Genomic DNA, 20,204 nt, shown 5'->3' with positions numbered 1-20,204 from the left:
GATCCACATTTTTATTTATTTTTGAAATCTACCAAACCACCAATGACCGAAAATATTAGACAAATGTTCAGTAAAATGAACGACGAAACCCGCGAAGAAGCTTTACAATTATTAAAGTCAGAGTTTAATTTGGAAAGCACCAAATTCGTAAAGAAAAACTGGATTATAGGAGGGCGTATACCTGAAAAAAATCAAGAAAAAATTGTACTTATTTTTCAGAACTTGTTAAGAGTTCAGGTTTTTAAAATCAAAGACATAAAAGTAACCTTATAGCCCTTTACTGGCGAATCCTTACTTTAACTTTTTTCAACAAAAAAAACCGATACACTATGAGGATGCATCGGTTTTTCAACTAACTCAAACTTATTCTAAACTCGCTGCAAAGATGCATTCATTTATTAGGAATAAGTTTAACTAAACATCAAGTAAACTTTAAATTCGTTTTACACTGGTGTAACCTACAATGGAAATAAATGAACAACCAACCTCTTTAAAATAAACTCAAAACCACAACACCGCTACGGTAATTCATATTTCGTTAATCATTTTGTACATCTTGTTTAGTTTAATTCTTAATATTAAAACTTTAAAAATGAAAAAAATACCTATAACTGGGTATTGTTCAGGCACCTAACTTCCGATAGTTTTACCCAGTAATCAATCAGATTTAAAAGAGGGTAGTTGTTAGTTGTAAAAATCCGTTCTCCCCACAAGAGGACGGATTTAACCTAAGTGAAATGCAAAGACAAAAAGAAGAACTTCAAATATTGGCCAGAATAGGAAAACGAAAAATAAAATCGTTAAAGAATAGCTACGAATTAACAGAAACTGAGCTTTTAACAATCATTAAACTACATTATAAATATAAAAATCGGAAAGAATTAGATTTTACTAAAACCTTGAATATATTTTAGACCAAGCCCTTCATGGAAATTGCCTATCGAAATCGGGGGAACTAGAAAAGCAACGAAAATGAAGGGCTTGGTTTTTTATTTTTCTAATAAAAAACATCTAAGCTACCATAATATATAAGCAAATTCATTAATAAATACACGTAAATTTGTTATTAACATAGGGTGTTAATAACATTTACGTGCATTTCATCGAATAAAATGAACTTTTCGTCGTTAATGAATAAAGTTTAAATATTTTCGAAACGCGTTAATAAAATAGCGAGATAATTTTTACCACCAACTACATGAAATTTTACCCTAACAAAGCCTTTTTCGTCCCTGTAGCAGCCATTGTATTTCTTTTAAGTTTATCCTCTTGTGGGAAAGACTATGATCTTGTTTCAGAGTACGTAGTAAGAGATAATGCAGAAAAAGTAATTACAAGCAATAATACTGAAAATCCTAATTACAGTGTTACCATTAGTAATGAGCTAAGTTTTTCTGACAAGAAATAAAACTTTTATATTTTTTTTAATAAATTATATTTGCCGATTTCTATAAATCGCTAAACGCTATTGTATTATAGCGATTTTCAAAATCCATCTACAACAAGTAATTCTTTTACTCAAGAAGTAAAATAGTAATAACTCTCATTTCCACTAATTAAATTTATTTGAACGCAATGTCTGTATAACATTGTACGCTGTTTCAATTCTAAACCTAAGAATAATACCATTTTATTATTGCATTTTCTACTAACTTTGCAGTACTAAATACATTCTTCTCTTTTTGTACACGATAATTGACATAGAAACTACCGGAAACGGTATAAAGGGTAATCGCATTACAGAAATTTCCGTATTCAAATATGACGGTCATGAAGTTATAGATGAGTTTACATCTTTAGTGAATCCGGAATGTGAAATACCTGCTTTTATCACCGGTCTTACAGGCATTGATAATGACATGGTACGAAATGCTCCGCTGTTAGAGGATATTATTCCACAGATTATTGACATCACCAAAGACACCATTTTTGTAGCGCACAGCGTAAATTTTGATTATAATGTCATAAAAAATGAATTTAAATTATTAGGTCATGATTTCTCTAGAAAGAAATTATGTACGGTTCGTTTATCAAGAAAATTATTACCGGGCTATAACTCCTATAGCCTTGGGAAATTGACCGCTGCATTAGGTATACCCTTAACGGATCGGCACCGCGCAAGAGGTGATGCTCATGCCACCGTTCTATTATTTCATAAATTATTAAGGGCTGAAAATGCAGAAACTGTTTTTAAGCAATTCTTAAATTCAAAATCACAAGAAGCTACTTTACCTCCGGGATTACCAAAAGAAGAATATCTAAAACTACCGACCACCGCTGGGGTCTATTATTTTAAAGATCAGAAAGGAAAAATTATCTACGTGGGAAAAGCCAAGAATATTAAGAAACGAGTTCTTGGACACTTTTACGACAAAAAAACCAAAGAAATCACTCTTTGTGCCGAAACGGCATCTCTAGATTTTGAAGAAACTGGTAATGAACTTATTGCTTTATTGAAAGAATCAGCTGAAATTAAACATCACTACCCTAAATACAATAGTGCACAAAAAAGATTTATTCAACAATATGGCATCTTCACTTACGAAGACCGAAACGGTATTATACATCTTGCATTCAACAAGATTAAAATGACACCAAATCCTATAGCTATTTGCTATAGCCCTACAGAAGCCAGACAATACTTAGAAACCCTGTGCAGCACTTTTGAGCTTTGCCCTAAGTATTGCCATCTTCAAGAAAATGTGGACGTATGTTCTCACTACAAAATAAAACAATGCCTTGGTATTTGTTCCGACCTAGAAATGGTAGCAGCATACAACCAAAGGGTTCAAGAAGCTTTACAAAGTATAAAAGACGTTGCCACTACTATGATTATAAAAACCAATGGCAGAACTTTAGATGAAAACGGATTTGTGGTTATTAGAGAGAACAATTATGCCGGTTACGGATTTGCTCCTGCCGAAGTAGCCATTGAAGATATGGCGGACTTAGAGATGTTCATTACACCACAAAAAAATACGCTAGAAACCCAGCGTATTGTTGAAAGCTATCTAAGAAAAAATCCTACAGCTGTATTTGCATTATAACCTAAGCGATTATAGTGTTGTTGGACAAACGTAATCTGTCTTCTCTAAATCTTCATTTTTAAGTGCTCCATAACCTCCTTTAACATCGATCAGATTATGAATACCACGACTTTTTAAAATAGAAGATGCTATAACAGAACGGTAACCACCTGCACAATGCACCAAAAATTCTCCCTTTTCAGGAAATTTGGACAAATGTTTATTCAATTCACTTAAGGGAGTATGAACTGCACCTACCAAATGCTCGCTTAAATACTCGCCATCTTTACGCACATCAAAAACGGCATTACCTTCATCTACTAAAGCTTTTGCTTCAGGTGCCGTAATAGAAGTTATTTGATCCACTTCCTTCCCTGCCGCTTTCCAAGCTTCTATTCCACCTTTTAAATATCCGATGGCAGCATCAAATCCTACTCGGGACAATCTAGTAATAGCCTCTTCTTCTTTACCTTCAGGAATTACCAATAGTAAAGGCTGTTTGGTATCGGCAATTAAATCGCCCACCCAAGGAGCAAAATCACCGTTCAATCCTATAAATATGGACCTTGGTATATGACCTTTTACAAATTCATCTTGGTGTCTAACATCTAACACCAAAGCCTCGGTATCATTAGCTGCTTTTTCAAATGCATCCGGCGATAATTCAACATTACCACGATCAAGCACATCGTCTATATCTTCATACCCCTCCTTATTCATTTTTACGTTTAAAGGAAAATATTTAGGCGGAGGCAATAGACCATCGGTTACTTCTTTAATGAATTCTTCCTTGGTCATATCCGCTCTAAGAGCATAATTCATTTTTTTCTGATTACCCAAGGTATCTACCGTTTCTTTCATCATGTTCTTACCACATGCAGAACCGGCACCATGTGCAGGATATACGGTAACATCATCAGCCAAAGGTATTATTTTAGTACGCAAACTATCAAACAAGGTGCCTGCCAATTGTTCTTGGGTCATATCAGCAGATTTCTGAGCTAGATCAGGTCTACCCACATCACCTAAGAACAAGGTGTCACCAGAGAAAATTGCATGATCTTTACCATTTTCATCACGCAACAAATAAGTAGTACTTTCCATAGTATGCCCCGGTGTGTGAAGCACTTTAAAAGTAAGTTTGCCCAACTTAAATTCTTGACCGTCTTCGGCAATGATAGCGTCAAAAGTAGGGTTAGCGGTGGGACCGTAAATAATTGGAGCTCCTGTTTCTTTTGAAAGCGTTACGTGCCCGCTGACAAAATCTGCATGAAAATGGGTTTCAAATATATACTTGATCTTGGCATTGTCATTTTCAGCCCTTTGAATATAAGGCGTTACCTCACGTAACGGATCAATAATGGCAACTTCCCCATCACTCTCAATATAATATGCTCCTTGAGCCAAACAACCTGTATATATCTGTTCTATATTCATACTAAACTACTTTATATTATAACAATCACTTCACCTTTAAGGTACAAGATTTTTTTAATTTATATTTCTTTTGGTCTTGGCCATTCTACTATTTTCATAGGCTACTTTCGCTGCCAATAAGGAAATCTCATTGGGATCATCAAAGAAATCGACAGCTTCTTTTGTTTTTACGAACAAAAATTCTCGCTGTAATTCCTTGATAATACCTGTACTAAAAATAATATCCCTTGTTGGTCCAATGGCGCCTGCAATGTAAAATTGCAGTTCACGTTCCCTAATATCATGTATTAATTTAGTCAACATATCCGCAGCGGTGGCATCAATGTAATTTATGGATTCTGCATTCAAAATAATTCCTTTGAGTGCCGGACCTTTTGCCTTTATATGCTTAAGCAATTGTTTTTTAAAATAAACTGAATTACCAAAATACAACTGAGAATCGAACCTAACGATTAACAAATCATTACGCACCACCACTTCATCGGCAAAACGAATAACATTTTTATAATAGTCGGAATTGCCAATATTACCAATCTCTACAAAATGGGGTTTAGAAGTCCTATAGACCATTAGCAATAAAGAACATAGAACACCTATTAATATACCTTGTGTAATACCGATGAACAAAGTGATCAAAAAAGTCACCAGCATCACAAAAAATTCATCTTTTCTGTTTGACCATAAATATTTAAAGTACTTAATATCTATAAGTTTTACTACGGATACCATAATGATACTTGCCAAAATAGCATTCGGCAAAAACTTAAACAAAGGTGTTAAAAAAAGTAAGGTCAACACCACCAAAATAACACTGAAAACAGCACTTAAATTGGTTTTAGTACCAGCATCAAAACTAATTGCCGATCTAGAAAAACTTGCTGTCACTGGATACCCTTGAAAAAAAGAACCCACAATATTCGATGATCCTAAAGCAATTAACTCTTGATTTGCCTTTATGGTATCTTCCCCTGTTTTATCTTCAATGGCCTTACCTATAGAAATAGCTTCTAAATAGCCCACCAATGCCAATGCTATAGCAATTGGCGCCAGTTGCTTAATATCTTCAATATTCAATGTAGGCATTATAAAAGATGGCAATCCACTAGGTACGTTTCCTACCAATTTAATTCCGTAAGTTTCTAGCTGAAAAAGGTAAACCGCCACAATCCCCAACACTACGATAATTAATATACCGGGAATATTTTTGGCCCACTTTTTAAACCCTAGCAATAAGGCTATACCAACCAGACCGATTGAGAAATCCACATAATTTATTTCTCCTAGCTTATAAAAAATATTGATTACGGTCTTGTAGATTCTGTTACTGCCTACTACGGAAATACCCAACAAATGTTTCATTTGGCTAAAAACAATAATAATAGCCGCGGCAGATGTAAAACCACTAATTACCGGTTTTGAAAGAAAATTGACCAAGAAGCCCATGCGCAAAACCCCCAACAAAAACTGAATAACACCTACCATTAAAGCAAGTACCACCACCATTTTTATATAGTTTTCTACCCCGGTTATAGCCAAGGTACCCAATCCTACAGCCACCAAAAGCGAATCCATGGCCACAGGACCAACCGCTATTTTTCTTGAGGTGCCTAAAAGTGCATAAACAAGGACAGGAAATAAAGAAGCATAAAGACCATGTACGGGTGGCAAACCAGCTATCATTGCATATGCCATACCTTGTGGCACCAATACGATACCCACGGTAAGACCAGCCAACAAATCTTTTATGAAGTAAGCTTTTTTATAGGTTGAAACCCATTCCAAAAAAGGGAATATGTTTTTCACTCTGTAAATTTAATCATTTCATAGAGCATGAAAGCCTATTTGACAGCCAAGATCATGTATTTAAAAGTGTATTAAACTCCAAAGCTTTCGCCACCCAAAAATCCAGGTCACTTTCATTATCGAACCCATCAGGTCCAACAAACAAAAAACCACGTGAAGGCTTACCCGTAAAATCCATTGGGCTACTACCCGGTTTATTTAGCAATTCTTCATAATTGAGTTTTCCCACTCGTACCATTAACTTGTCTTCTTCGGTTTTTTAATCTAACATAATACCAATGCACATTTTCCCAATGACCATAAAAACGAGCACGCCCATCATTTTCTTCTCCTCTACAAACCCTTTTCCCTTTAATCTTGGTCTTACCCTATCTGCCAAATAATCACTGTATGCCATTTTCTAAAAGTCCAATCCGTTAGTTTCAAGTTCCATGTATTTTACCTCATCGGCAATTGAAGCGGTATTGCCTACATAATTTTTACCTCGAAGCTTACCCACGGTATGCGCCTCTAATTCCACCTTGTCATTTCTGTTCAATAATTCTTTCAACTCCTTTTCAAAATCCGAATGTGAGGAAAGCCATTGCTCTTCCAAATCATCGGATAGTATTAATGGCATGCGGGGTTCTTTTAATTTTGGGTTATTATGAATTTTAGCCATTATGTCATTACCAACAGTGGTTACAATTGAAAAAGAATGGATAGTACCACCATGTTCAGGGTGTATCCATTCAGACCATAATGCAGCCAAAGCTAATGGTTCATTATTTTTTCGGTGGATGAAAAATGGATAAGTGTTATTTTTAAAATGATGATGCTCATAAAACCCGTCCACGTAAAGTATACAACGTTTCTCATTGGCTGCATCCCTAAAGGCGGGTTTATCAAAAATGGTTTCTACCCTAGCATTCAAGGTGCTGTTCCAAATTTTCTTTTGTTGTTCAACGTTATTTACCCAGTGCGGAATTAAACCCCAAGTAGCTACTATGGGATAAAAACGATCTTGATTAGTGTAAATCAATACTTCTGGATGTGAAAACCCCGATGCATGATGAAGCGGTAGATCGGTCAACGGCCCTAATTTTTCAACAATTTCTTCAATTGCCTTTAAATCTTGATTACGTTTCGCCCTTTTTAGCTGCGCTTCCAAACTGGTTTTTACATCATAACACATACATCTGTACTTAACGGTAATTTTTGACTACAATGGTTTTAAACTTACCTTAAAAATGGCAGGCTCATCTTTTAGCACCATAAATCCTTCCGCTAAATTCTGTTGTGCCACAGCATACGGATAAAAGGTAATCGGCTCTATACAAACCATATTTGGCACCTCTGTCCAAAGCATAAAATGGCTAAATCCTTCAGATGTTATTTGAATGGATTTCTCATCTTTTAAGATAATGGTATCCGTTTTAGGCACTTGTAGTGCCCTACTACCCACCGCCATTACTTCTGGAATAGTAATATCTTGATTGCCCGTTGAGATTACGGCATTTTCTGAATGTAGCATAAATGCCGGATGATAACCCAACATAAAAGGCATACCTTCTTCTCCAGAAATAGAAAACGTAACTTCTAAAGTATTGTTCACCAATTCAAGTGTTTTTACGAACTCAAAATCATAAGGCCAACTCAACTTTTCTGCAGTTGATTTTGCTGGATATTTAGAGTTTAAAATCTCCGTATTCGCGCTATATTTTTTAGAAAATACGGCTTTACTATCGGTGCTATCCGTAAGTACATATTCCATTTCACGCAATAGTCCATGTTGATCTTGGGTAGCAAATCCTTTTGGAGTATTTACCTTAAAGTCCGCTTCATTGGTAGGGCCGATCAACGGAAACATTTCAGTATCTACACTTCGCCAACCAGGGTTCCCTTTTTGATGCATAAACTCATGACCAGAAACTTGGTAGCCTACCAATTCTCCAGCTTCAATTTTAACCTGATGTTCTCCTACTTTTAATGTTGTTATATTACTCATTTATCAATCTATAAATTAATAATGCCGTTCTTTTTGTTAATGCTTCTATCGTATTCAAGTTCACGGTTTCCTCAGGAGTATGGGCAGCATTTCCCATGGTACCCAACCCGTCCAAACAATCTACATATTCCGCTACAAAAGAAGTATCTGCCGCACCTCTTTTACCGGGATCATATGCAATTACCTCACCTTGTTTCAAATCAAGGCTTACTTGATTTAGCTTTGCCAACAAAGCCTTATTTCCTTCTGTAGGTTGCATTGCCGGATAACTATCTTTGAAAGTCACCTTTGCCGATGTATGTGGTAAATTGTTGGCAACAACCGCTCTCATATTGTCACGGGCACGTTCTTTTTGTTCTTCGGATATAAAACGCAATCCGCCACGCACCTCTGCTTTTTGGGCTACTACATTAGTCTTACCGAACACACTACCCTTACTGGTCATTTCATCAAATTCAACAAACGTTCCTCCCACTAAAGTTCCAGGGTTAAAGGTCAATAAATCTTCTCCCTTAACATCGGTATAAAAACCGTTCAATATTCTTGACATTTCAAAAATGGCACCTGCACCCGTGTCTTCACTAAAAATACCCGATGAATGCGCTCTTTTACCCTCCACTTCAACTTTCCAACCAGATGATCCTCTACGGGCAACGGTAGCATAATTGAACCCTGTAGAAGTTTCAAAACCCAGACCAATATCACTTCTTTTTGCTGCTTCAATTAAATCTTGCCTACTTTTTTCCAATGGATTACCAGTACTTTCTTCATCTCCGGTAAAAGCGACTATAATCTGGGCATTATCTAGCAATCCGTTTTCCCGTAATGCTTTTAATGCATAAAGCACAATGACATCGCCACCTTTCATATCATTACCTCCCGGCGCATGGGCAATAGAATCGTTCACCATTTTAAATGTTTGAAACGGACTATCTTCTTCAAAAACCGTATCTAAATGACCTATTAATAATAATTTCTTTCCTTTGGTCCCTTTGATCTCCGCAAATAAATGTCCTGCTCTATTCATTTCTTTAGGCATAGGAATCCACTTACTTTCAAAACCAATTTCAGTAAAAGCAGTAGCAAACTCTTTTCCTACCATTTCTACCCCTTTAAGGTTTAAAGTTCCGCTATTGATATTGACGACTTTCTCCAAGAATGAAATTGCCTGGGCATTATTTTTTTCGATGGTTTTTACAACCTTCTTTTCGTTCTTAGAAAGCTTTTGCGCATTGCTAGTGGTCACTAACAACAATGTAACTAGTGTAAAAAGTAACTTTTGATGCATGTGGTCTGTTTTACACCAAATTTACCAAAAACGCTCAAGTTAATGCTAGAATAAACCACTAACTGTGTTAAGTTTAGACCCATGCATAATGTGGTGCAAATAATTACTATATTGCACCATAATCTCTTTTTTATGGCAACAATACGAAAATCTATAACCTTTACTGATCAGCAAGATAATTGGATAAAGTTAAAAGTAGAGAGTGGCGATTACACTAATGACAGTGAATATATACGTGATTTGGTTAGAAAAGACCAACAAGAAAATATGAAATTGGCAGAATTAAAAAATGCCATTGATGAAGGTTTACAGAGCGGAAGAAGCTCGTTAAAAATCACTGATATTATTGAGCAAGTAGATAATGGCAAACTATAATTTATCTACAAAAGCACAACAAGATTTAATTGCTATTTATAAATATGGTATTAAATTTTTTGGACAATCGCCAGCAACAATTTACCTACAGGAGTTAGAAAATTTTCTATTGGAATTATCTGACAGACCTAGCTTAGCCAAAAATGCATCACCAATTGCAAATGGATTAAAGTTCTATAATTTCAAAGCTCATGTTATATTTTACCAATTTGAAAACAAGAACGAAATCTTTGTGGTAAGAGTTCTAGGAAAACGAATGAACTTTGTAGAACATCTATAATTCAAACTTCTACTACTCAAATCGGATCGCTTTTACCGGCGTAATTCTGGTTATTATATATGATGGAATCAGTAACATCAACAAACATAACAACAAGACACCCGCATTTAAAAGAAGAATAGTCCACAGATCTATACTTACGGGTATGTACTCAATATAATACTCCTTTGGGTTTGGAAATTTAAATACCCTAAACTGATCCTGAATAAAGATAATACCCAAACCAATAAGGTTGCCCCAAAACAAACCTACCGCAATCAAATAAGCTGCATTATATAAAAAGACCTTTCTAATACTCCAATTTGTGGTACCTAATGCCTTTAATATACCGATCATGGGCGTTCGTTCTAAAATAAGTACCAACAATGCAGTAATCATATTAATACCGCCAACTATGATCATAATGCCTATGATCAGGGCAATATTAAAATCAAAAAGTCCGATCCATTCAAAGATTTTATAGTACTTATCTTTTATGGTCTTGGTATCTAAACTAGCAACCGTTTTTCCGTAAATCTCATTTGCTTTTTGATCAATATCATCAAAACTGTTCAAGAATATCTCAAAATTACCAACTTCGGTATCTTCCCACTTATTCATGCGTTGAATATGCCTTATGTCGGTAAAAATATAGAGTCCGTCAATCTCTTCAAATCCGCTATCAAAAATACCGGTAATGGTGAACTTCCGTTGATTGGGTATTTTATCCGCTGCATCATCTCGTAAAAAAAAGGTGAAAAACGAGTCGCCCACTTTAAAATTGAGTCGGTTTGCCATTATCCTGGAAATCAGCACATCTGAATTTAACTCTCCGGAATAATCAGGTAGAACACCCTCAATCAAAAACTCTTCAAACGGTTTCCAATTGTAATCTTTACCAACACCTTTGGCAATAATACCTTCAAAAGTATCTTCCGTTCTTATAATACCCGCCTTGGTGGCCACCGCCTGAATATGTTGCACCCCATCTACCATTTTAAAATCCGGATAGAACTCCTGTTCCGTACTCACAGGTACCACAGATACTTCAGAATTATTATTGTCGTAATTGTAGATTTGTACGTGACCGTTAAAAGCGGTCACTTTTTCACGGATTTTTTCTTTTAAACCCAACCCCGTAGCAATAGCGATCAACATCATAACCACCCCAATAGCAATTGCGGCAATAGCTATTTTTATTATTGGTGCGGATATACTAATTTTATGCTCCTTACCCTTTATAAGCCGTTTGGCGATAAAATATTCTAGATTCAAATGATGTTATTTTTATCCAATTTCAAAAGTACAGTTTTATTATGGTTTTTGGTATTGGCTACTTGCGGAAACGATTCCGAAAATGTAGCCGAGCGCACGCAAAGCCAAACCGAGCCACAAATAGTACAAGAGAAAAAAGAAATAGTTGTATCCGCTAACCGTACGGAAGCCTATCTACCAATTTTAAAAGGAAAAAAAATAGCCGTTGTCGCCAACCAGACCAGTGTCATTTTTAAACCAGAAGGTCACACCCATTTGGTTGATAGCCTACTATCTTTAGGTGTGGACATTAAACACGTTTTTGCCCCAGAACACGGATTTAGGGGGAATTTTGATGCAGGCGAACACGTAAACAATAGCAAAGACATAAAGACAGGGCTAGAACTGATATCCTTACACGGTAAAAACAGAAAACCAAACCAGGATCAATTAGAGGGATTAGACTTAGTACTGTTCGATATACAAGATGTGGGCGTTCGTTTTTACACCTATATTTCTACCATGCAATTAGTGATGGAGGCTTGTGCAGAAAAAGGTATTCCCGTTTTGGTATTGGATAGACCAAACCCGAACGCACATTATGTAGATGGGCCAACGATGGAGGCAGAACACACTTCTTTTCTTGGCATGACCCAAATACCTTTAGTGTATGGTATGACCATTGGTGAATATGCAAATATGATCAATGAAGAAATGTGGCTTGAAGGAAATAAAAAAGTAAATCTTACAGTAATTCCGCTAGAAAACTGGACGCATGACATGTTCTACAGTTTACCCATTAGACCTTCGCCAAACTTGCCTAACGATACTTCAATTACCCTATACCCGAGTTTAGGAATGTTAGAAGGCACCAATATCAATGCCGGGCGTGGAACGGAGTTTCAGTTTCAACGTTATGGAGCGTCATTTTTAGATTCAAAAGTGTATGATTTCACCTATACTCCCAAACCAAATTTTGGTTCTAAATACCCAAAGGAAGAGGGGAAACTTTGTTACGGCAAAGATTTATCGAGAACCGAACGAATGAACGAAGTAACAATGGATTTTATTATTGACGCCTATACCAATACCTTGGACAAAAGTAAATTCTTTTTAACGAGCGGATTTACCAAACACGCAGGCAATAATAGACTTCAAAAACAAATTGAAGCTGGTGCCACTAATGCCGAAATTAAAGCAACTTGGCAAAAAGACATTGAAAAGTTTAAAAAAATAAGGACAAAGTATCTACTTTACTAAAGGCTGTTCATTAACCACATCCGCTAGGTTACTACCATCTGTAGTAGGTTTCCTATACCCCACAAATGGATATTTCAACAATGAGCTAATTTGACCGTTGGCCACCTCATCTGGGAAAGTGTCTACGCCGTAGATAATTTTCTCTCGATCTAAATGCATGTAGGTACCGAACAAACGATCCCACCAAGAAAAGATATTACCGTAATTAGAATCTGTATATGGTAACACGTAGTGATGATGTACTTTATGCATATCTGGAGAAATCAACACCCAACTAATAGCTTTGTCCACACTTTTTGGCAATTTAATATTGGCATGATTGAACTGTGATAATACTACCGAAAGACTTTGGTACAACATAATTATGCCTACAGGAGCACCAACTACAAATACACCCACCAAAGTAAAAATATAACGAATTAAACTCTCTAAAGGATGATGTCTATTTGCTGTGGTAGTATCAACATTATGATCCGTATGGTGCACCAAATGAACCATCCACAACGGTTTTACACGGTGCTCTACCAAGTGCGCCAAATATGCCCCTATAAGGTCAAGCAAGGCAACACCTAAAAATACATAAGCCCATAAAGGCATTTCCGGTAACCAATTAATGATACCGAATTCATTGGCAACTGCCCAATCTGATGTTTTTAGCAACAAAAACGCTAATGGGAAATTGATAACTATCGTAGTAAGTGTAAAAAAGAAATTAGGAACCGAGTGTTTCCATTTGTTATAGCTACCGTTAAATAGTGGTACTATGCCCTCTAGTATCCAAAAAAATGTAATTCCACCAACCAAAATAAGTGATCTGTGCGCTGCAGGGATTGATTCAAAATATGTTATAATCTGTTCCATGAAATGAGTGAGTCGTTTAAGTTATGAGCCACAAATAAACTTTCTAACACACAATTATTGTATCGTCAATAAAAAATATGAATTATGATAAATTCGCAACTAACCACCCAATATAATAAACTTTTGTTGATTTTAAATTGTAAAATTTGATTTTAAGAAATAATCAGTCAATTACGCAAAAAGCATAAAATATTACAAAAGGGTAAATTTTATTGAATCCATCACCCTCCAGGTATCTTGTATTTTATATACTTTTTTCAAAACAATCAGAAAGTTCTTGTCCTTATTTGAACACGCTAAGGTTATACTTCCCCTTTCAATAGGCAAATTATTTTCAGGATTACTCTTAAAACTTACTTTTTCTAAAATGATATCTTTCCACAACACCCCAAAAGAGCTACCTCTTTCACTTATTTTTCTAAAGTTTTCAATAGCTTTATTTTCAAAGTTTAAGATTATAACATCTACAGACGGAATATTTTCATTAGGCTGAGCATTTTTGACCATTGGAATCAAATACTCCACTTCGTTTTTAGTAGGTAAAATTTTTAAAAATTCCTTTTCACTCTGAGTTTTCAGGGCATTAAAAACAGTATTTACAACCTCAGTGTTTCTAAAATCTTCTTGCGCAACGGAAGTATAGGTTACCAATAAGGAAATCATCAATAAAGAAAAATAAAGGGTACGTTTCATCAATAAAGTTTTGGTTGAATAGTATATCTGGGGTAGATAAAAAACTATTAGCTAATCTAATTCAAAAACAACATTTCTTTCGGTATTTGTCTTATACCTGATTTTGGGAGCAATCTCTAAACTAGCACCGTAGCGATAATTTTTATTACTTGGGTTTAGCATATAATCAAGTTGATGTTCGATCATTTTTTCAAACGGGACTAGGAAGTCCGCCGTATCACATTGTTCAATCGTTCCTTTATTCAACAAGTTTAAAACGGTGTAGACCGATTCTATGGTACTAAGACAAAGTGCTTCTGGTTGTTGTTTGATGATGAATTTTGATGCTATGCTATTATCAAAACTAACCCTATTTAACTTATGCAGGTTCTTACTCAATTTAAGCATCTTTCTAGCACAGGGCCAGGTACCATCAAGAATGAAGATATTTGCACCATATCCGATAAAATTATGCATTTCAGCACTACTTCTTTGAGATAGGTTAAAACTGTTTTTACCCGGGTAAAGTAAAAATGAATTTTCATTACTGTCCAGTAATTCATTTACACGAGTATTATCACTAAAATCTACGCCCACTATTATTTCAGAATTTTCAAGTTGAAGATTCGTCATGTAGCCTGTACCGTTCCTTTCCTTTTTATACTCCTTAGGGTGCATTAATATAATAAAACGTGTTTTTGTTTTTATGGCACTAATATGTTCACAAATACAGGTACTTGAAGGTCTCATGCATTGGTAACATTTTACTCTTGGATTAATTATATCAACCAGCAATCTTAATTTATTTTGAAAATTCTACTTACTTCATCAACTTCTTCATCTCCTCTACAATATTATAAGCAGCAGGACAAATAGCCACATTTTTTAAGGTAAGATTACTAATTTGCTGAAACTTCTTTCTATCCGTATGCGGAAATTCTCGACATGCCTTGGGACGTACATCATAGATAGAACAGTAATTATCCGCTCCCAAAAAAGTACAGGGTAATTGCTGTAACACATAATCGTTCTCCTCATCTATACGCAAATAGCTTTCAATGAACTTCTGTGGTTTCATTCGGAAAGATTTTGAAATTCGTTCCACATCCGTATTGGTAAACAATGGCCCCGTAGTTTTACAGCAATTGGCACAGGTTAGGCAATCGGTACGATCAAATTCCGCCTCATGCAGTTCTTGCATGGTATAGTCCAAATCTTTTGGCGGTTTTTTCCCTAGTTTGGCAAAGAACTTTTTATTTTCATTATGTTTTTCCCTTGCCTTTTTGGGCAATTGACGTAAAACCTCTTCCATGTATCAAATTAATTCTTCAAAACTAGGAAAGTAGTACCAAAAATCGAGACTTTTGCAGACAGAAATACTAGAATTTTGGACAAGGACATTTTAGGAACGGCACTTTTAGATTATCAAAACGGTAACTACACCGAAGATATTACCACACATTCATCGCTTCAAGAAGAAGATGTTTTGCCACTGCCCTATATGTTCAGGACATTTGAAGAAATGCCGGAATTGGAGCAAAAGGCATTACAATTGTGCAAAGGCGAAGTACTTGATATAGGTTGTGGTGCCGGTAGCCATAGTCTGTATTTACAAGAAAAAGGATTTTCCGTTATTGGGCTAGATGCTTCTAAAGGTGCTACCGAAGTTAGTGCTATACGCGGACTCAAAAATATTGCACACACTGAACTTCTTAATTACGAAGGTGATAAATTCGATACTATTTTAATCTTAATGAACGGCGTAGGCTTGGCAGGCACATTGGCAGGACTTGACCAATTTTTTACAAAATTAAAATCCCTCTTAAAAGACAACGGACAAATTCTTCTCGATTCCAGCGATATTATCTACATGTTTGAAAATGATGAGGATGGCGGCTATTGGATTCCCGATAATGTTAATTATTACGGCGAGGTAAACTTTAGTATGGAATATAAAAACGAAAAAAGCGAATTGTTTCCATGGCTATATGTAGACTATAATACCCTGCAAAGAGCGGCAAATTATAATAATTTAACATGCGAACTTGTAATGGAAGGTGAACATTACGACTATTTAGCTAGATTAACGCATATGAAGTAATAGGTTACCTATTTTATCGTTATGCTATGTAGAGAAAATAATTGGCATGTATAAGTTAAGAAGAATTTTGTTTTTAGGTATTTTGGCAGTTGCCATATCATGCTCCAAAAACTCATCTGACGATGAAAGTCAAGAAACCAGAGTTGACAAAAGTGCTAATTTATTGGCAACGGGAGATTCAGCAAAAGATATTCTTTCTAACGAAAACTTTGATAAACTCTTAATTGAAATAGCCTATGTTACCGGTTTTAAACCTACCGATGAGGCAATGGCAGATTTTACCGAATACCTTAAAGAACACACTTTTAAGGAGGATATTGAACTGGTATATAATGAATTATCCAGTCCGTCAGAAGATGAACTTACTTTACAAGAAATTGCAGATTTAGAAATTTCCAATAGAACGGCTTTTAACACTGGCAGAACTTTGGCTATCTATATTTACTTTGCAGATTCCCCTGCTGAAGGTGATGACCTTGATGGTGGTTTGGTAACGTTAGGTTCTGTTTACCGTAACACTTCAATGATTATTCATGAAGTAACGGTTAGGGATTTGGCCGCCCTAAGTACTTCCATTAGCGAAGCAGATGTAGAGACCACGACCTTGAACCATGAATTTGGACATCTATTCGGTTTGGTAGACCTAGGAACTAAAATGGTCAACGACCACCAATCTGAATCCGAAAATGAAGATGGGCAATTAGTACCTGACAACCATTGCAACCAAGCCGGTTGCTTAATGCGCGCCGAATTGCAATTTGGCAGATCTTCAGGAAAATCTTCAACAGCAAATTCCCTTTCCCAATATGAAGCCGGTGTAAAATCTGGTTGTAGATTAACTGGACATTCGGTTCTAGACCTGCTACAACAAAATACCGGAAAGACCACCAACACAGTAGCCTTGGATGCTGAATGTATATTGGACATTCAAGCTAATGGAGGCCGTTAACGAGTAAATCCTATTTTAAGGAATATTTAAATACTTATGGGTCTGTAATGACACTTTCCATTTTGGGTTGTTCATTACATAGTCAACAATCATAGGAACTACTTTATCACGTACACTCCACTCTGGCTGTAAGTACAAAATACAATTGGCATTCGTTTTAGCAGCCTGTTCTTCTGCAAAAATTAAATCATGCTTGTTATAGACAATCACTTTTAGCTCATGTGCTTCATCATAGATACGGCCTTCCGGTAATTTATTCTTTTTGGGCGAAAGACAGATCCAATCCCAATCACCGGATAGTTCATAGGCGCCAGAAGTTTCTATATGGGTTTTTAAGCCCTTTTCCTTTAAGGCTTTTGTAATCGGGCTCATATCCCACATTAAGGGCTCACCACCTGTAATAACAATAGTATCTGAATATTTGGCGGCATTATCCACAATTTGCTCTATAGCCGTTGGCGGATGAGTCTCTGCATTCCAGCTCTCTTTTACATCGCACCAATGGCAACCAACATCACACCCACCTACACGAATAAAGTAGGCCGCGGTCCCTTTATGGAAACCTTCGCCCTGTATGGTGTAGAACTCTTCCATTAATGGTAAATACACCCCTTTATTCACTTTCTCAAGTACCTCCGCATTTTTCATTCGGCAAAGATACGTTTTAGTTCATTAATTCTATAAGAAGTCGGCATCGGTAAATTCTGTACTCAGGCACGTACAGTTCGCACATCAAATGTTAAAAAGTAGTGATATTTAAGGCTGGTCTAGTCTTTTGGTTTGGTTAAAAATCCCCTATTTTTATCGAAAATATATAACATGGCCGGTACCGAAGATTTTTTTGACCATATAGAAAAAGGATATTCCACAAAAGGAGACTATATAAATATGGGTGCAGCAATGCTAAATGGCGAAGCTGTAAAAGACGCTTTTGTAAAAATTCCGTTGAAAACATTAAACAGACACGGACTTATTGCAGGTGCTACAGGTACAGGTAAAACAAAAACGCTGCAGGTATTGGCAGAAAATTTATCTGACAAAGGTATTCCTGTAATGCTGATGGATTTAAAGGGGGATTTAAGTGGTTTGGCACAACCAAGCCCCGGTCATGCAAAAATTGATGAACGCCACGCCAAAATTGGTTTCCCTTTTGAGGCAAGTAGCTTTCCTGTTGAAATTCTTTCATTATCTGAGCAAGATGGCGTAAAATTGAGAGCTACGGTCTCTGAATTTGGTCCTGTACTGTTATCTCGTATTCTTGACCTTTCAGATACGCAATCAGGTATTGTATCGGTAGTATTCAAATACTGCGACGACCAAAAAATGCCGTTGTTAGATTTAAAAGATTTTAAAAAGGTTCTACAATATGCTACCGGAGCAGGTAAAGCTGATTTTACCAAAGAATATGGTAGAATCTCTACAAGTTCAACCGGTGCAATTCTTAGAAAAATTATTGAACTAGAACAGCAAGGAGCAGAATTGTTCTTTGGCGAAAAATCTTTTGATGTAAACGACCTTACCCGTATTAACGAAGAAGGCAAAGGCTATATTAACATCTTAAGATTGACCGATATTCAAGATAGACCTAAATTATTCTCGACATTTATGTTGAGCTTACTGGCAGAAATATATGATACCTTCCCAGAACAGGGCGATAGCGACAAGCCAGAATTGATTCTATTTATTGATGAGGCGCATTTAATTTTCAAAGAAGCTTCAAAAGCGTTGTTAGATCAAATTGAAAGTATTGTAAAACTGATTCGTTCAAAAGGAATCGGTTTGTATTTTGTGACCCAAAACCCTACCGACGTACCAAACGATGTATTGTCTCAACTAGGTTTAAAAGTACAACATGCGTTAAGGGCTTTTACCGCCAGAGATAGAAAAGCAATTAAATTGACTGCAGAAAACTATCCTGAGTCCGAGTATTATGACACCAAAGAAGTGCTTACCTCATTAGGTATAGGTGAAGCTCTAATTTCTGCTTTGGATGAAAAAGGTAGACCAACTCCACTAGCTGCAACATTATTGCGCGCGCCAATGAGCCGTATGGATGTTTTGACCAAAAAAGAATTGGCAGAAGTTATCGACAGCTCTTCATTGGTTAAAAAATATGGAGAGGTAATTGATCGTGAAAGTGCCTATGAAATCTTGAACGAAAAAATTGAGAAAGCAGAAAAATTAGCGAAAAAGGAAAAGAACAAACCGGCTGCCAGAAAAACATCCAGTAGAGCTAGCACGAGACAAAACCCCGTAATTAAGGTATTAACAAGCGCAACATTTATTAGAGGTGTTCTTGGAGTATTAAAAAAAGTGATGAGATAGGATATGAGATTTAAAAACACCCTTTTATTAATTTTATGCTGCGGAATTCTTGTTAATTGCGCAGGGGAAACAAATACTGATTTTTTAATATCCGGTGACCAAGTAGGCAAATTATCAAAAGAAAGTTTAGCACGTGATGTTGAATTAATATTTGAGAAAGATTCCGTCGTTCAAGATACCGTTAAACTTAAAATTGGCAGCGGAGCAAGTAAAATCAAAATTTTTGAAAGAGGTGCCGGTGCATTGTTGCTTACCCTTACCCCCAATAACGATAGTATTGCCACCATACAGAATGTGTTGATCAATGATGAAAGATTTAAGACCTCTAAAGGTATTTCAAAACTGAGCACTTTTAAAGAAATACGGGAAAACTACCCGATAAAAAAGATTATTACATCTTTAAATAATGTAGTGGTGCTACTAAAGGATAGTGATATTTATTTTACCATTGACAAAAAGGAGCTTCCAGAAAGTCTTAGATATAATGCTAATAATAACATTGAAGAAGTTCAGATACCGGATGCGGCCAAAGTGAAATATATGATGGTAGGCTGGGATTGATCAATTAAAATTCCACACTTCTCATATCCTCAAGGAGAATAATGTA

At 36.1% G+C, this 20,204-nt stretch carries 23 protein-coding genes; 10 read left to right on the top strand and 13 right to left on the bottom strand.

Features of this window, described 5'->3' with window-relative positions; all coding sequences use genetic code 11:
• The first annotated feature begins 42 nt into the window (after positions 1–42).
• The 3 genes from PXC01_RS07735 to PXC01_RS07725 all read left to right on the top strand — a co-directional run bounded on the left by PXC01_RS07735 (position 43) and on the right by PXC01_RS07725 (position 3,047).
• The gene (locus PXC01_RS07735; RefSeq protein WP_276471714.1) at positions 43–273 is read left to right on the top strand and encodes a hypothetical protein; all 231 of its coding nucleotides are present in this window, start codon (positions 43–45) and stop codon (positions 271–273) included.
• Positions 274–1,198: 925 nt separating this feature from the next.
• A complete protein-coding gene (locus PXC01_RS07730) occupies positions 1,199–1,408 on the top strand; it encodes a hypothetical protein (RefSeq protein WP_276471713.1) in 210 nt (69 codons plus the stop codon).
• A 274-nt stretch (positions 1,409–1,682) separates the two neighbouring features.
• Positions 1,683–3,047, top strand: coding sequence for an exonuclease domain-containing protein (locus PXC01_RS07725; RefSeq protein WP_276471712.1), 1,365 nt, complete (start codon positions 1,683–1,685; stop codon positions 3,045–3,047).
• A gap of 9 nt (positions 3,048–3,056) precedes the next feature.
• On the opposite strand, the gene PXC01_RS07720 is transcribed toward PXC01_RS07725, so the two are convergent.
• The 7 genes from PXC01_RS07720 to PXC01_RS07690 are packed head-to-tail and all read right to left on the bottom strand — an operon-like array spanning position 3,057 to position 9,541.
• Positions 3,057–4,463, bottom strand: a complete 1,407-nt coding sequence (locus PXC01_RS07720; RefSeq protein ID WP_276471711.1) for an MBL fold metallo-hydrolase — start codon at positions 4,461–4,463, stop codon at positions 3,057–3,059.
• Positions 4,464–4,517: 54 nt separating this feature from the next.
• Complete coding sequence (locus PXC01_RS07715; RefSeq protein WP_276471710.1) at positions 4,518–6,266, bottom strand: SulP family inorganic anion transporter; 1,749 nt, start codon at positions 6,264–6,266, stop codon at positions 4,518–4,520.
• 52 nt (positions 6,267–6,318) lie between these two features.
• Positions 6,319–6,495, bottom strand: a complete 177-nt coding sequence (locus tag PXC01_RS07710; protein WP_276471709.1) for a hypothetical protein — start codon at positions 6,493–6,495, stop codon at positions 6,319–6,321.
• 30 nt (positions 6,496–6,525) lie between these two features.
• Entirely contained in the window at positions 6,526–6,663 is a 138-nt protein-coding gene (locus PXC01_RS07705; RefSeq protein ID WP_276471708.1) for a hypothetical protein, read from the bottom strand.
• A gap of 3 nt (positions 6,664–6,666) precedes the next feature.
• Positions 6,667–7,440 carry an SOS response-associated peptidase gene (locus PXC01_RS07700; protein WP_276471707.1) on the bottom strand — a complete coding sequence of 258 codons (774 nt, stop codon included), beginning with the start codon at positions 7,438–7,440 and terminating at the stop codon, positions 6,667–6,669.
• A gap of 27 nt (positions 7,441–7,467) precedes the next feature.
• Positions 7,468–8,253: an aldose epimerase family protein gene (locus PXC01_RS07695; protein WP_276471706.1), complete on the bottom strand. Its 786-nt coding sequence runs from the start codon at positions 8,251–8,253 to the stop codon at positions 7,468–7,470.
• Positions 8,246–9,541 carry a M20/M25/M40 family metallo-hydrolase gene (locus tag PXC01_RS07690; protein ID WP_276471705.1) on the bottom strand — a complete coding sequence of 432 codons (1,296 nt, stop codon included), beginning with the start codon at positions 9,539–9,541 and terminating at the stop codon, positions 8,246–8,248. The genes PXC01_RS07695 and PXC01_RS07690 overlap by 8 nt, the downstream gene beginning before the upstream one ends.
• A 132-nt stretch (positions 9,542–9,673) precedes the next feature.
• Here PXC01_RS07690 and PXC01_RS07685 point away from each other — a divergent pair, with 132 nt between their 5' ends.
• Together PXC01_RS07685 and PXC01_RS07680 are read left to right on the top strand one after the other, a co-directional pair.
• Entirely contained in the window at positions 9,674–9,916 is a 243-nt protein-coding gene (locus PXC01_RS07685; RefSeq protein WP_071341398.1) for a type II toxin-antitoxin system ParD family antitoxin, read from the top strand.
• Positions 9,903–10,196 (top strand): type II toxin-antitoxin system RelE/ParE family toxin, encoded by a 294-nt coding sequence (locus tag PXC01_RS07680; protein ID WP_276471704.1) that lies wholly within the window; start codon positions 9,903–9,905, stop codon positions 10,194–10,196. The genes PXC01_RS07685 and PXC01_RS07680 overlap by 14 nt, the downstream gene beginning before the upstream one ends.
• 12 nt (positions 10,197–10,208) lie before the next feature.
• On the opposite strand, the gene PXC01_RS07675 is transcribed toward PXC01_RS07680, so the two are convergent.
• Positions 10,209–11,450 (bottom strand): ABC transporter permease, encoded by a 1,242-nt coding sequence (locus PXC01_RS07675; RefSeq protein WP_276471703.1) that lies wholly within the window; start codon positions 11,448–11,450, stop codon positions 10,209–10,211.
• A gap of 3 nt (positions 11,451–11,453) precedes the next feature.
• Between PXC01_RS07675 and PXC01_RS07670 the strand changes: the two genes are divergently transcribed.
• The gene (locus PXC01_RS07670) at positions 11,454–12,689 is read left to right on the top strand and encodes an exo-beta-N-acetylmuramidase NamZ family protein (RefSeq protein WP_276472124.1); all 1,236 of its coding nucleotides are present in this window, start codon (positions 11,454–11,456) and stop codon (positions 12,687–12,689) included.
• On the opposite strand, the gene PXC01_RS07665 is transcribed toward PXC01_RS07670, so the two are convergent.
• The 4 genes from PXC01_RS07665 to PXC01_RS07650 form a co-directional block, all read right to left on the bottom strand.
• Positions 12,678–13,550, bottom strand: coding sequence for a sterol desaturase family protein (locus tag PXC01_RS07665; RefSeq protein WP_276471702.1), 873 nt, complete (start codon positions 13,548–13,550; stop codon positions 12,678–12,680). The genes PXC01_RS07670 and PXC01_RS07665 overlap by 12 nt on opposite strands.
• Positions 13,551–13,742: 192 nt before the next feature.
• Entirely contained in the window at positions 13,743–14,243 is a 501-nt protein-coding gene (locus tag PXC01_RS07660) for a hypothetical protein (RefSeq protein ID WP_276471701.1), read from the bottom strand.
• A 51-nt stretch (positions 14,244–14,294) separates the two neighbouring features.
• Positions 14,295–15,017 (bottom strand): tRNA-uridine aminocarboxypropyltransferase, encoded by a 723-nt coding sequence (locus tag PXC01_RS07655; protein ID WP_276471700.1) that lies wholly within the window; start codon positions 15,015–15,017, stop codon positions 14,295–14,297.
• Positions 15,018–15,042: 25 nt separating this feature from the next.
• On the bottom strand, positions 15,043–15,534 hold the full coding sequence (locus tag PXC01_RS07650; RefSeq protein ID WP_276471699.1) for a YkgJ family cysteine cluster protein: 492 nt from the start codon (positions 15,532–15,534) through the stop codon (positions 15,043–15,045).
• 75 nt (positions 15,535–15,609) lie between these two features.
• On the opposite strand from PXC01_RS07650, the gene PXC01_RS07645 reads away from it, so the two are divergent.
• A complete protein-coding gene (locus PXC01_RS07645; protein ID WP_276471698.1) occupies positions 15,610–16,323 on the top strand; it encodes a class I SAM-dependent methyltransferase in 714 nt (237 codons plus the stop codon).
• Positions 16,324–16,369: 46 nt separating this feature from the next.
• Positions 16,370–17,272: a hypothetical protein gene (locus tag PXC01_RS07640; protein ID WP_276471697.1), complete on the top strand. Its 903-nt coding sequence runs from the start codon at positions 16,370–16,372 to the stop codon at positions 17,270–17,272.
• Between the two features lie 15 nt (positions 17,273–17,287).
• Here the strand turns inward: PXC01_RS07640 and PXC01_RS07635 are convergent, their stop codons facing one another.
• Complete coding sequence (locus tag PXC01_RS07635) at positions 17,288–17,920, bottom strand: 7-carboxy-7-deazaguanine synthase QueE (protein WP_276471696.1); 633 nt, start codon at positions 17,918–17,920, stop codon at positions 17,288–17,290.
• A gap of 171 nt (positions 17,921–18,091) precedes the next feature.
• Here PXC01_RS07635 and PXC01_RS07630 point away from each other — a divergent pair, with 171 nt between their 5' ends.
• The gene (locus tag PXC01_RS07630; protein ID WP_276471695.1) at positions 18,092–19,597 is read left to right on the top strand and encodes a helicase HerA-like domain-containing protein; all 1,506 of its coding nucleotides are present in this window, start codon (positions 18,092–18,094) and stop codon (positions 19,595–19,597) included.
• Positions 19,598–19,600: 3 nt separating this feature from the next.
• Positions 19,601–20,158: a hypothetical protein gene (locus tag PXC01_RS07625; protein WP_276471694.1), complete on the top strand. Its 558-nt coding sequence runs from the start codon at positions 19,601–19,603 to the stop codon at positions 20,156–20,158.
• Positions 20,159–20,204 lie beyond the last annotated feature (46 nt).

This window comes from Maribacter huludaoensis (assembly GCF_029350945.1).
Classification (GTDB): Bacteria; Bacteroidota; Bacteroidia; order Flavobacteriales; family Flavobacteriaceae; genus Maribacter; species Maribacter huludaoensis.
The sequence above is the reverse complement of the archived record's forward strand: the minus strand, read 5'-3'. Positions and strand labels throughout refer to the sequence as shown.